This window comes from Streptosporangium saharense (genome assembly GCF_014203715.1).
In the GTDB taxonomy this organism is placed as follows: domain Bacteria; phylum Actinomycetota; class Actinomycetes; order Streptosporangiales; family Streptosporangiaceae; genus Streptosporangium; species Streptosporangium saharense.
Genome location: NZ_JACHJP010000005.1, coordinates 483,117 through 495,948, shown reverse-complemented (window position 1 = coordinate 495,948; position 12,832 = coordinate 483,117). Strand labels below are relative to the sequence as shown.

Genomic DNA, 12,832 nt, shown 5'->3' with positions numbered 1-12,832 from the left:
CGTCCACGAGGCCGCCATGACGAGACGCCCCGGACGGACGCCGTGCTACATCAGGACCCGGCCTGCGATCCCCCGACTCGACCCCGGAACGAAGGTCAGGTGAAGACGCGGTCCACGAGGCGCGGGGTGGCCTTGCCGTCGTCGCGGGGGGTGTAGGTGTGGCGGAAGTGGTCGTAGCGCTCGGCGTGGGCGGCGGCGACGGCGTCGATCGTCCTGAGCGCCTCGATGACGTCGGCGCCGTTGGTCAGCAGCGGCCCCGGGGCCTCGGCGGCGAGGTCGAGATAGAGCCCGCGCTTGGTCGAGTAGCGCTGCAGGTCGTAGGTGAAGAAGAGCATGGGCCTGCCGGTGGCCGCGAAGTCGAACATGACGGACGAGTAGTCGGTGATCAACACATCCGCCACCAACAATAAATCCGTTATATCTGGATAAGCCGTGACGTCCCGGCCAAGCCCCTCGGGGATGTTCGGCGCCGCCTGCATCGAGTGCGCCCTGATCAGGAACTCGTGCCCCGGGCCGAGTGCCCTGTGCGCCCGCGCCAGGTCCAGCTTGAGCGAGGAGTTCTTGCGGTCGTAGTCGCGGAAGGTCGGCGCGTACAGCACCACCCTGGCCCCGTCGGCGACGCCGAGCCTGCGGCGCACCCTGGCGACCAGCTCGTCCTGCTCGGGAGAGTCGGGTGAGGAGAGCACGTCGTTGCGTGGGTAGCCGCTCTCCAGGACCTCGCCGTGATAGCCGAAGGCCCTGCGCAGGATCGGGGTCGCCCACGGGCTCTGCGAGACCAGCAGGTCCCAGCCGCGCACCTCGGCGGCCTGCCGGTGCCAGGCGGCGGGCTTCGGGTCGCGTGACATGTAGGGCAGGTCGTTGCCCAGCCGCTTGAGCGGGCTGCCGTGCCAGGTCTGCACGACCATCTGGTCGTCGCGGGCCCGGAACCAGGGCGGCAGGAAGCCGTTGGTGACGACGTGCCGGGAGCGTGCCAGCACGGCGTAGTGCTCGCGGCTGCCCGCCCTGACCACCGTGGGCCGGATGCCCGAGCCGAACCCCAGCTCCGCCGAGCCCGGCGGGGTGAAGGCGCCGTCCTTGACGATCCAGACGTGCTCGCGGTCGTCGCCGCGCCGTACGCGCTCCTCGTAGATGGCGCGGACGTTGCCCTCGTACTGGCGGCCGTCGTAGGCGACGTAGACCGTGGCCTCGTCCAGCTCGCGGCGCCGCTGGTCGGGATAGAAGGAGCGCTGCAGGGCGTAGAGGCCACCGGCGCCCTTCTCGTCGTCGGGAATGGCCTCGGCGACGGTGAGCACGGGCACGTCGAACCTGGTGGACAGCAGCCGGTAGGTCCTGCCGTCGCGGGTCCTCGGCTCCTCGTCGAGGGTGTCCAGCGCGGCGTGGTCCACGCGGAACGGCACGACCTCGCCCGAGGGGTCGCGGGTGGTCATGCTCCAGCTTCCGCCGCCCATCGCCACGGTCTCGCCGAACCTGGGCATGGCCGAGGGCGTCAGCCGTACGGCGAAGCGTCCTTCGGCACGCTCCAGCGGCACGGTGTGGACCGTCCCGCCACGGTGCCTGAGCGTCAGCTCGGCGGGTCCCGAGCCGGGATAGGAGCCTTCGAGGGTGAGCGTGCCGTCGTCGTCCCAGGTCACGGAGAAGATGATGGGGCGGATGCGGTGCGCGGCGACGCTGACGCGGTCGCGCCGGTCGCGCAGCACGGTGATCTCCCGGTCGCCGACGACCATGCGGCTCTCCTCCGCCTGGCCGATCATGACGGGCGCGGCGGGGTCGCCCTTCGGCTCGATCCACAGCCTGCCGCCGTCGCGTTCTTGCAGCAGTGAGGGTACGGCCAGCGGCACGACGACCCGGGTCCCGCCCTCGACGGGGGTGAACTCGGCGGACACGCGGTGGCCGTCGAGACGGGCCTGTCCCTTGGCGTGCTCCCTGCCGGGCAGGAAGACCGTCAGTTCGAGGCGGTCGCCGTCGAGGTGGATCCCGGTCAGTTCGGCCCTGGTGGGCTGCAGCGCGATCTGCAGGGCACGGTCGGAGGTCCAGACGGGGCGGATCCACCAGCCGCCGGGCAGCGCGAGCCCTGCGGGGCGCTCGGTCCTGCCGTTCGAGGGGCCGCGGAGCAGACCGGTGGCGCGGGCGCCCCGGCTCCAGATGACGATCTCGGCGCGCCAGGTCGTGGTGTCGGGCACGGTCTCCCTGCGGCGCAGGGTCCGCCTGACGCCGTTCACCAGGGAGCGCAGGGCGCCGCGCCAGCGCAGCGGCCAGGGGTGCATGTCGGCGACGAAGCCGGACCAGTCGTAGTTGCAGCCGGGTTCGCGGGCCCCCTGGGTGGCCTCGGGACGCAGGACCCTGCGGGTGCGCAGCCGTACGGGAGGAAGCCAGCGGGGGCCGCGCAGCACGACGAAGGCGCGGTTGAAGCGGGGGCTGCGGACGGAGAGCCCGGCGAGGTAGGCGTGTCCGGTGACGCGCAGCCGCCCACCGGTCCAGGAGACGTCCTCGATGTGCGTCATCGGGATCAGGTCCGCGGCGCGCAGCCGGTACATGGCCTCGGGCAGCTCGTCCTGGAGCGGCAGGTTGGCGTACCAGCGCAGGCGTCTGCGGACCCGCCTTGACGGTTCCGCGGCGGCGGTGGTGAGGCTCTGCAGGGCGTCGCCCTCGGCGAGGTCGTCGATCGTACGGTGCTCGACCAGGTGGAAGGCGAGCCTCCTGGCGACCGGGAGATCACGCTTGACCTTGGGATCGACCCCCGTGACGTAGGGCTTGAAGAGCGTGACGAACTCACGGCGGCGGGCGGCGCCGCGTTTGACCGCGAGGTCCAGGCGGGTGCCGAGAGGGCCGGAGAGGACCCCGGCGTCGAAGCGGCGGCGTTGCGCGGGGGTCAGTCCCTCGGCCGTCACGGCCGAGAGGATCGATTCGAGTGGCTCTCCCCGGTCACAGAGATCTTGGACAACCCGAAGACGGTCGGCGACGAGGTCGCCACCTGTTCGGGCGGGCGTGATGCCTGTGGCCATGAAGAGGGCACCGCCTTTCGGACAGAGCGCTGTCCTAGGCAATGTTAGTGGGCCACGAAGAAGCCGGTTACGTCATGATTTCTGGCAGACCGTCCCAGCGCGCGAAACGCATGTCGGCGCGCTCGCCCCGCAGCGGTGTGCCCTCCTCGCGCCACCTGGCCACGCAGCGCGCCTCGTGCCCGGGGGCCGGGGTCCCGTCGGCGTGCACGACGCGCCACCACGGAACGCCACCACCCCAGGTGGACATGACCCTGCCGACCTGGCGAGGGCCTCCCTCACCGAGGTATTCGGCGATGTCGCCGTAGGACATCACCCTGCCCACGGGGATGCGCTCGACCACGTCGAGCACGCGCTCGGCGTAGGGGGTCGGGTGGCCTACTGACTCCATACGGTCGGCCCGGCCGCGAGGATCTCGTCGATCTTCCCGAACTCGTAGGCCGCCGAGCCGTTCAGCTGCTCGACGAGGCCGTCACGGATCGCGTACTGCTCGCCGTCCTCGCCGACCAGGCGGGCGCCGAGCAGCGCGGAGACCCTGGCGAGCTGCGCCACCTGCCAGTCGGAGCCCGGCGCGCCCGAGAGGCTGCCGTCCCAGATGGCGACCGCGTACACCCCGTCACCATGGCGGGCCAGGACCTCACCCTTCTCCTGTGAACCGCGGAACTCGAACCCCGCCCGCCCCAGCACGTTCGCGAGTTCCGCGAAGGCGAGAGGCGCCGGGCGCTCCACGCGCAACTCGTACCCCATGATGCGCGACCTTAGCGAATGTTCGACGGTCACCGGACCATGGGGAGCCGCCTGGGGCCGTCCGCGTCCGAACGGTGTCCAAAAAGACTTCGAACCGAATCAAACCCTGCCCCCTATACACCCATATAAGGCATTTATCCGGAACGTCGGGTTAGCGTCACCACGGTCCAGCAGAACGCGAGCAGCCCGACGGTCAGGCCCGTGCCGTACACCCAGAGTCTGAGGGTGTCGGGGCCGGGCCGCGCGGGCTCCTTGGCCGGGACGCCCACGCCGAAGTGGCGCTCGGCCTCGTCGGGCGGCGTCCCCTTCGAGGCGCGCAGCAGCTCCCCCGCCCTGGTCAGGGCGGCGCCCGCGTCCACGACGCCGAAGCCGACGTGGTCGTCGTATCCGGCGATCGGGGCTGAGGTGGCGGTCGAGGTCAGCGCCCTCGACACCAGATAAGGCGGGATTTCCGGATATTTCGCTTTTATCAGTGCGGCAACCCCGGCGACCAGCGCGGTCGCCGAGCTGGTCCCGTCCGAGGAGCTGTAGCCCCCACCCGGCACGACCACCGGCACCCCGACGCCCGGCGCGGAGACCAGGACCGACAGGTTGTCGCTGCTGAAGCCCGCCGGTTCCCCCCGCTCGTTCACCGCGCCGACGCCGATGACCCCGGAGTATCCGGCGGGGAAGCTCCAGAAGGAGGTGTCCTTCTTGAGCGCGTAGGGGGTCTCCCCGTCGTTGCCGACCGCCGCGACCAGCACGACCCCCTTGGCCAGGGCGTAGGAGACGGCCTCGCGCTCGGTCCTCTGCGGGCCGTACGCCCCGAGAGACATGCTGATGACCTTGGCGCCGTGGTCGGTCGCGTAGCGGATCGCGCGGGCGACCGGGCTGCTCGTGCCGGTGCGCTGGTCCTGCTCGCCGGGCAGCGGGGTGCCCTCCTCCTCGTCACGCAGGATCAGCGGCAGGGACAGGATCCTGGCCTCCGGCGCGATGCCCAGCAGGCCGCTCTTCCCCCTGCCCGCCCCCGCGATGAGCGAGGCCATCGCGGTGCCGTGCCAGACCGCCTTGTCGTCGTCGCCGACGGGACCCGCGGACCCCATGTCGGGCCCGACCGTCACCTTGCCGCGCAGCTCGGGGACCTGGACGTCCACGTCGCTGTCGATCAGCGCGACGGTCACCCCGGCCCCCCTGGTGACCTTCCACGCCGGTTCGACGTTCATCTTCTCCAGCACCCAGCGCTGGTCCTGGCGCACGTCGGCGGCGACGGCGGGGGCGCAGACCCCCAGGCAGAGCGTGATCAGGGCTCCCGCGGCCCCCAGCCGCCTCAGCACACGTTTCCCTGGGTGCACTGGGGCACGGCGCTCGGCTCGTCGCCCAGGGCGCGGGCGATGCGTCCCGCGATGGACTGGGCGGTCGGCCACAGCTCGCTGTGCAGGATCTCCTCGGGAGGGATGGCCTCTCTCGTCCGGCCGTCGGCGTATCCGGCGGTGGAGAAGACGACGTAGGGCCCGGCCGCGATCCAGGAGTTGCGCTGACGCTGGGCGGCGCCGAACAGCTCGCCCGCCGTGCCGGGGAAGGCGACGGGCCGCACCCCGACCCGGTCGTCCACAGGAAGCTGCCCGGTCGCGGCGCTCCTGCGCTCCTCACTGCCGAGTACGGCGACGCCGACCGTGACGACGAAGGTCGAGGTCTGGTCCACGTAGGTCGCCCGCAGCAGGGTCAGGCAGCCGTGCTCGGCGAGCACCGAGCCGACCGGGGCGTCCAGGCCCGCCTTGCAGGAGGTCTCCGGGGCGAGCCCGACGCGTCTGGCGTACTGCTGCGCGCGGCCGAGGGCGACGTACTGCAGTTCGGTGGGGAAGATCAGGTCGGCGGACCAGGTGTGCCAGCGGGCCGCGATCTCCTCCTGGATGTAACGGGCCTGCTCGGCGGGGGTGAGCGGACGGGCCCTGGTCTCGCGCAGGACGCCGACCGCGCCCGTGAGCACGTCGCTCGCGGCGACGGCCAGGATGACGCCCATCAGGATCAGGAAGATCACCCGCAGGCGCATCCCCTCTTCGAGGGTCGCGGCCTCGACACGCTCCATGGCGGTACGGCCACGCCCCTGACGCCCCGCGGCGGGCCACGCGCGGACCCTGCCACGACGGGGGGTGCCGGGTTCGCCGCCCTCGGCGGCCCTGCGGGGGCGGGAGCCCCGGGGCACGCGGGAGCCACCCGGAGGCCAGCCCGTCGCACGGCCCCCGGCGCGCCCACCGGCCTGTCCACCGGCGAGCGGGGCCTGGGAGCCGCCCGTGCGCGGTCCCGAGGCCTCCAGGTGCCGTTCAGGCTCCTGGGACCGCCCGGGCTTCGACATAGTTCGATGCTACGTCCCGCGATCCCGCCGCCCTATCGCCGGAGTGTGTTTAACACGTCGCGCCGTGTCACTCTTCCGTCGTCGCGGGAGCCGTACGGGCCCGGCGGACGGTGAGGCCCACCGTCACCAGGGAGGCGATGACGCAGAGCGCGGCGGCGACGGCGACCCCGCCGTTGAGGACGATCACGTGCCGGTCGCGCCTGACCACCTGGATCGGCTCGACCGCGGCGCCCATCGGCCGATCGGGGTCGTGCGCGCCCTTCCCGGTCGCGGTCAGGGTGTGGCGGGAGATCCTGGCGGCCTCAGCCAGCGCTCGGGGGGCGTTGACCACGCCGAAGCCCATGCCCGTGTCGTAGCCGCCGCTCGGCCGCCTGGTCGCCCCCTTGGTCAGCGCCTGCGCGACCAACGCGGGCGACATTTTCGGATATTTCGCTTTTATCAAGGCAGCGACGCCGGAGACCAGCGCGGTCGCCTGGGAGGTTCCCCGCCCGATCCAGTACTCGTCACCGGGTCCCGCCCCAAGGATGTCCACCCCCGGCGCCGCCACCAGGACCGAGGGGTTCCAGTTGGAGAAGGAGGCCCTGCGCAGCCTGCGGTCGGCCGCCGCGACCGAGACGACCCCCGGGAAGGCCGCCGGATAGGAGTAGGGCGCGTAGCCGGTCGCCTCCGGCCTGCCCGCCCCCTCGTTGCCCGCCGCCGCGACCAGCACGACCCCCTTGGAGATCGCGTAGCGGACCGCCGCCCGCTCCTCCCTCGTCGCCAGTTCCTTGGAGATCGACATGTTGATCACGTCGGCGCCGTGGTCGACGGCGTACCTGATGCCCCTGGCGACCACGTTCTCGAACCGCTCGGCCGTGTTGAAGGTGCGGAAACCCGGTTCCTCGTCCTCCAGGATCACCCGCACGGACAGGATTCTCGCCTCCGGCGCGACGCCGATCACCCCGCTGCCTCCGCCGGGACCGTGCCCGTGCCCGGCGATCAACGAGGCCATGTAGGTGCCGTGCAGCCGCGAGGGCGCGACCCCGGCCGGGTTGGCGCCCGCGGTGAAGTCCCTGCCCTCGGTGACGGAGCCCGCCAGGTCGCGGTGGACGGGATCGACCCCCGAATCCAGCACCGCGACCAGCACCCCCGCCCCCTTGGAGACGCGCCAGGCGTCGGCCAGGTCCAGGGTCCGCAGCACCTGCCGCTGACTGCCCCGCACCTCATCCGCCCACGCGTCCGGTACGGCGGGCACCAGCCACAGCCCGGTCAGCGCGAGCGCCAGAACGGCCCGTCCCGCCCTCAGCACCGCCACTCTCCCGACTCGCAGGAAGGCCGTTCCGGTGTCGAGAGCCCGGCGAGGATGCGGTCGGCGATGTCCCCGGTGAAGGCGAAGATCGTCGGCCGCTGCTCCCCCACGGCCTTGCCCGGCCTGCCGTCCACCTGCCCGACCGTGGTCATCACGACGTACGGCCCCGCCTGCCGTACCAGACCGCCCTGTCTGCCGACGGCGGTGAAGCGGTCGGTGACCGTACCGGGGAAGCCCAGCGCCAGCAGGCCCGGGGAGGGGCGGCCTGTCCTGGGCAGCGCGGCCTTGGCCCTGACCGCCTCCCGCTCCCCCGCGAACGCCACGACCCCGACGGTGACGACGACCCCCTGGAGCGCGTCGATGTAGGTGGCGCGCAGCACCCCCCGGCATCCGGTACGGCGCAGCGTCTCGCGAAGGCCGGGATCGACGGCCCGTTCGCAGCGGGTCTCCGGGGAGATGCCCACCCGGTGCGCCCGTTCCCTGCCGCCCTGTTCTGCGGCGTAGCCCACGGTCTCGGGGAAGATCCGTCCCGCGGGCCAGGAGCGCCAGCGGCCCGCGGTCTCGGCCGCCGCGGCCCGGTCGAGCTCCGTCCTGGTGGGGCCTCTCGTCAGCTCGGTCACTGCGGCGCCCGCCGTGACCGCGGCCACGGCCGCGCAGGCCAGCGCCAGCGTGGACGCCATGATCAGCGTCATCCACGCGAGCCTGCGCTGACCTGGGACTTCGTTCACGTTCTCGACCTTAAACCGGCCACTGGGGATCTCACCTGCTCTATCCCCAAATAACAGACACCTCATGACAACGGAGGTCCGCGACAGCATCACGCCCCGCGGAGCGGTGCTCCACGGGGCGTGAGGTGAGGCCGTGTCTAGTAGCTCGGCAGGCTCGAGTCAACGGACTTGACCCAGCTCAGCACGCCACCACCGACGTGGACGGCGTCGGAGAAACCGGCGTTCTTGACGATCGCCAGCACCTCGGCCGAGCGCGCGCCGGACTTGCAGTGCAGCACGATGCGCTTGTCCTGCGGCAGCTTCTCCAGCGCGGAGCCGTTGATGAACTCACCCTTGGGGATGAGCACGGCGCCGGGGATGGAGACGATCTCGTACTCGTTCGGCTCGCGGACGTCGATCACGTAGATGTTCTCGTTCGCGTCCTGCAGGGCCTTGAGGTCGAGCGCGCTGATCGTGGAGCCGGAGACCGCCTCCTGGGCCTCGGCCGAGACCGCGCCGCAGAACGCCTCGTAGTCGTCCAGGAGCTGGGTGACCGTGGGGTTCTTGCCGCAGAGCACGCACTCGGGGTCCTTGCGGACCTTGACCGAACGGTAGGTCATCTCCAGGGCGTCGTAGATCATCAGACGGCCGACCAGCGGCTCGCCGATGCCCGCGAGGAGCTTGATGGCCTCGTTGACCTGGATGGAGCCGATCGAGGCGCACAGCACGCCGAGCACGCCGCCCTCGGCGCAGGAGGGAACCATGCCGGGGGGCGGGGGCTCCGGGTAGAGGCAGCGGTAGCAGGGACCGTGCTCGGCCCAGAACACGCTGGCCTGCCCGTCGAAGCGGTAGATCGAGCCCCAGACGTACGGCTTGCCGAGCAGGACGGCCGCGTCGTTCACCATGTAGCGGGTGGCGAAGTTGTCGGTGCCGTCCACGATCAGGTCGTAGCCGGAGAAGATCTCCATGACGTTGTCGGTGGTCAGCGCCACGTTGTGGACGATGACGTCGATCAGGGGGTTGATCTCCCTGACGCTGGCCGCGGCGCTCTCGGCCTTCAGGCGGCCCACGTCGGACTGACCGTGGATGACCTGGCGCTGGAGGTTGGACTCGTCCACGACGTCGAAGTCGACGACGCCGAGCGTGCCGACGCCCGCCGCGGCGAGGTACAGAAGGGTGGGAGATCCCAGGCCGCCCGCGCCCACACAGAGCACCTTGGCGTTCTTCAGGCGCTTCTGCCCTGCCATACCCACGTCGGGGATGATCAGATGGCGCGAGTAGCGACGCACCTCGTCGACGGTCAGCTCGGCTGCCGGCTCTACCAAGGGTGGCAACGACACAGTTCTACTCCCGTTTCAGGGGGTCTTGACGACACGGCTGGCACAGCACGCTCCATTCACAACCTAACCGGATGCCCCGGTCATTCCCCAATCGGGACAGGCACGGTCTCCGAGATGAGCCTGCGGGCCTCACGCGCGACCCTGCCGGGCACCTCCATCTGCGCCACGTGCCCGGCGTCGGGCAGCAGCACCAGCCTGACGTGCTGGAACACCCGGCCCGCGCGGGCGGCCATGCGCGGGTGCACCAGCCGGTCGTGGCGGCCGTGGATGACCAGCGTCGGCGCGGTCACCAGGGCCGCCTGCCGCCACAGGTTCTCCTCCCCGCGCCTGAAGTACTCGGCGATGATCCCCCTGGTGTAACCCGCCAGCACCCCCGCCGAGTACGGCAGGCCGTCCCTGCGGCGCAGTTCCTCCGCCGCCTCCCTGAGCCGCTCGGGGTGGACCCGGCCGAAGTCGGCGTAACACATGGACAGCGTCATCGTGATCCTGCGCTCCGCGGGCAGCATCCGCATCCGGCCCACGGCCCACTCGCCGACCCTGGGCACGCCCGACAGGGCCACGCGCGCCGGGCCGTACCGGGGGAACAGGTCGGGCAGGGCCGGGGAGACGAGGGTGAGCGAGCGGACCAGGTCGGGCCTGGTCGCGGCGACGCGCACCGAGACGGCTCCCCCGAGGGAGTTGCCGAACAGGTGCACCGGCCCCTCGGAGACGCGCTCGATCAGCGCGGTGACGGTCCTGGCGTGGGCGGCGACGGAGTAGTCGCCGTCGGGTGGCTCGGGTGAGTGCCCGGAGCCCGGCAGGTCGAGCGCGTGTCCTCTGACCACGTCGGACAACTCACCCATCAGATCGGTCCAGTTGGTGGCCGAGCCGGCGAGGCCGTGCACGTAGACGGCGCTCTCCTTCGGTCCCCGCGGGGTCGAGCGCACGTGGACACGTTGTCCCCGCCCGTCCTCCGTCAGGTCGACCAGCTCTCCAGGCCAGCTCGGAATCGGCTCGCTCCCCACGCCTTCCTCCCTCGTTCGCCTTCCGTTTCGACGATAGCTCCCCGCCGTACACCGCGTGCACAAAAGCGACATTAAAGACTTATCGCATCAAAACAATTAATAAGAGTCCAACGCCGCCAATAGAGAGATAAGAAGACGGTAAAAGCCACGGATCGCCGTTTGGTAGGCGAGGTGCACGGAAATACAAGACTGCGAAGGATGACCGATTAACAGTCATCCGGGGCATTTTCCGGCTAGTCAGGGAAATGTCTGAAGAGCGGGCAACCGATCCTTTCAAGGGGGAAACGCAATGCCCAAGTTCAAGAGCATTCTCACGGGTCTCGCGCTCAGCACCGCGCTGTCGGGCGGAGTCGTCGCTCTGGGTGCGGCCACGACCGCCGAGGCGTCCGTCGTTCCGGCCTTCCAGACCAGCGTGGGCTTCACCACCCACGGCTGCGGCTGGGGCTGGGGCCGTGGATGGCGCGGCTGGGGCGGCGGCTGGGGCTGCGGCTGGCGGCGTCACCACCACCGTAGGCTCGTCATCATCAACACCAACAACGTCGGTGCCGGCGGTGGCGGTGGCGGTGGCGGCGGCGCCGCCCGCAACTTCAACGACAACGACAACGACAGGCGTCGCGACCTGGACACGACTCCCGCCGCGCGCTAGTCACTGAACGGCAGGCCGACACACCGGCGCGCCCGGCATGAACGTGACACGAGGCCGAGTCACGTGACCGGGCGCGACCGGCACCGGCAGCCGTGAGCTCCCGCCCATGGCGAAGGGGTACGGTGTCCGCGTTTCCACCATCACGTCCTCTCCTGAGGATGCGGAAAAACGGGACGCGGGCACCCGGGAGTTAGTACAAACTTCGCTTTTCAGATAGACGCGAAGGCTGGTTCTTCGTGGAGACCGGCGAGGACCCCGGGGATTGCTCTGTTTCCCCGGGGTCCTCATCGCGCTCCGATTTTTCGCACTTTTTCTGGCTTTTTCCGGGCACCTTTCCGCGCCCTTTCTCGCGGGCCCACGCCGTACGCCCTCACAGGCCGACGCCGCGCTTTCTCGCGGGCTCACGCCGTGCGCGGCGGCCTTCCGCGTGTCTCCTCCCGGGCGTCCCCGGAGGCCGCGGGACGCCTCCGCCTGCCTTCCCCGGAGGCGGGACGCTCCCGCTTGGCGGCCTCGACGCTGGCCCGCAGCGCGGCCATCAGGTCGGCCGTCGGCCCCGGCTCCGGCGGCGGACCTGTGGAGACGACCTCCCTGCCCGCGACCTTCGCCTCGATGACCTCCTCCAGGGCCCTGCGGTAGGCGTCGTGATGGCGCGAGGGGTCGAAGTCGGCCGTCATGCTCTCGACCAGCGACTCGGCCATCCTCAGCTCCTGCGGCCTGACCTCGGCCTCCTCCTCCAGGAAGGCGAAGTCGGCGGGGCGCACCTCGTCGGGCCAGAGCATGGTCTCCAGCACCAGGACCCCCTCCCTGACCCGCAGCGTCGCGAGCGACTCACGCTGGCGCAGCGCGACCTTGGCGATCCCCACCCGCCCCGAGCGCCCCAGCGCCTCCCTCAACAGCGCGTACGGCCCGGCGGCCCCCTCGTCGGGTTCCAGGTAGTAGGCCCTGCCGAGCAGGACCGGGTCGATCTGCTCGGCCGGGGTGAACTGCAGGACCTCGATCCGGTGCGCCGTGGAGAGCGGCAGGTCCTCGAAGTCCTCGCCTTCGAGCACGACCACCTCGCCGGTCGGCAGCTCGTAGCCCCTGGCCACCTCGGCGTAGGGGACCTCCTGCTCGCAGGCCGAGCAGAACCTGCGGAGCCTGATCCGGCCCGCGTCCTCCCGGTGCACCAGGTTGAAGGTGACACTGCGCTGCTCGGTCGCGGCGTACATCCTGACCGGGATCGTCACCAGACCGAACGAGACCGCGCCGTTCCAGATGCTCCGCATGACATCTCCCAGGCCGTTGGCTTTCCCCAAGTCTCGCACACGTGTTCGGAAATATCGGAAATATCGTCAGATAAAGGCGAACACCCGCTCCCGAGGCAGGTACCCGCCATGGGAGATCCGATGCCCTGCCTTTCTCAGCCGGGGAAGCCCGAGGCCGTACGCTGACGATGTCCGGTGATGTCCGGCGTTCCCGGAAGAACGTTTCCCCGAGAACGGGGAAGGTGTCCACCGAAGAGCCGGAGAACCGGGGAGAAACGGGAGGGCACATGTCAGAGAGAGACGTCCGTGGCGAGGGCACGGAGGACGAACCGCAGGAGCGGCTCCTCGACGAGGAGATCGACATCGAGGCGCCGGAGGCGGACGCCGCGGAGCAGCACCGCCCGGTGCGCGAGGAGAACGACCCCGGCTTCCCCGACCACATCCCCCAGGACGCCGACACCGGGGACGCGACCGAGCAGAGCCGCCCTGTCGATCTTGACGAGGACGATTATCGCTGAGCCGGAT

At 70.8% G+C, this 12,832-nt stretch carries 12 protein-coding genes; 2 read left to right on the top strand and 10 right to left on the bottom strand.

Going from position 1 to position 12,832, the window contains the following annotated elements:
• Positions 1-95: 95 nt before the first annotated feature.
• The 9 genes from FHS44_RS25375 to FHS44_RS25335 form a co-directional block, all read right to left on the bottom strand.
• Complete coding sequence (locus FHS44_RS25375; RefSeq protein ID WP_312863811.1) at positions 96-2,888, bottom strand: CDP-glycerol glycerophosphotransferase family protein; 2,793 nt, start codon at positions 2,886-2,888, stop codon at positions 96-98.
• Between the two features lie 181 nt (positions 2,889-3,069).
• Positions 3,070-3,390 carry an MGMT family protein gene (locus FHS44_RS25370; protein ID WP_184718845.1) on the bottom strand — a complete coding sequence of 107 codons (321 nt, stop codon included), beginning with the start codon at positions 3,388-3,390 and terminating at the stop codon, positions 3,070-3,072.
• Complete coding sequence (locus FHS44_RS25365) at positions 3,378-3,746, bottom strand: hypothetical protein (protein WP_184718843.1); 369 nt, start codon at positions 3,744-3,746, stop codon at positions 3,378-3,380. The genes FHS44_RS25370 and FHS44_RS25365 overlap by 13 nt, the downstream gene beginning before the upstream one ends.
• A 134-nt stretch (positions 3,747-3,880) precedes the next feature.
• Entirely contained in the window at positions 3,881-5,059 is a 1,179-nt protein-coding gene (locus tag FHS44_RS25360; protein ID WP_184718841.1) for a S8 family serine peptidase, read from the bottom strand.
• Positions 5,053-6,078 (bottom strand): hypothetical protein, encoded by a 1,026-nt coding sequence (locus FHS44_RS25355; protein WP_221461234.1) that lies wholly within the window; start codon positions 6,076-6,078, stop codon positions 5,053-5,055. Before FHS44_RS25355 ends, FHS44_RS25360 begins: the two co-directional genes overlap by 7 nt.
• 67 nt (positions 6,079-6,145) lie before the next feature.
• On the bottom strand, positions 6,146-7,366 hold the full coding sequence (locus FHS44_RS25350; protein WP_312863810.1) for a S8 family serine peptidase: 1,221 nt from the start codon (positions 7,364-7,366) through the stop codon (positions 6,146-6,148).
• Complete coding sequence (locus FHS44_RS25345; RefSeq protein WP_312863809.1) at positions 7,360-8,094, bottom strand: hypothetical protein; 735 nt, start codon at positions 8,092-8,094, stop codon at positions 7,360-7,362. Before FHS44_RS25345 ends, FHS44_RS25350 begins: the two co-directional genes overlap by 7 nt.
• A 137-nt stretch (positions 8,095-8,231) precedes the next feature.
• Positions 8,232-9,413, bottom strand: coding sequence for an adenylyltransferase/sulfurtransferase MoeZ (moeZ, locus tag FHS44_RS25340; protein ID WP_184718839.1), 1,182 nt, complete (start codon positions 9,411-9,413; stop codon positions 8,232-8,234).
• 80 nt (positions 9,414-9,493) lie between these two features.
• Entirely contained in the window at positions 9,494-10,417 is a 924-nt protein-coding gene (locus FHS44_RS25335; RefSeq protein ID WP_184718837.1) for an alpha/beta fold hydrolase, read from the bottom strand.
• Between the two features lie 289 nt (positions 10,418-10,706).
• Here FHS44_RS25335 and FHS44_RS25330 point away from each other — a divergent pair, with 289 nt between their 5' ends.
• On the top strand, positions 10,707-11,063 hold the full coding sequence (locus tag FHS44_RS25330) for a hypothetical protein (RefSeq protein WP_184718835.1): 357 nt from the start codon (positions 10,707-10,709) through the stop codon (positions 11,061-11,063).
• Between the two features lie 401 nt (positions 11,064-11,464).
• Here the strand turns inward: FHS44_RS25330 and ku are convergent, their stop codons facing one another.
• Positions 11,465-12,328 (bottom strand): non-homologous end joining protein Ku, encoded by an 864-nt coding sequence (gene ku / locus FHS44_RS25325; RefSeq protein ID WP_184718833.1) that lies wholly within the window; start codon positions 12,326-12,328, stop codon positions 11,465-11,467.
• A gap of 266 nt (positions 12,329-12,594) precedes the next feature.
• On the opposite strand from ku, the gene FHS44_RS25320 reads away from it, so the two are divergent.
• Positions 12,595-12,825, top strand: a complete 231-nt coding sequence (locus FHS44_RS25320) for a hypothetical protein (RefSeq protein WP_184718993.1) — start codon at positions 12,595-12,597, stop codon at positions 12,823-12,825.
• Positions 12,826-12,832: the final 7 nt, after the last annotated feature.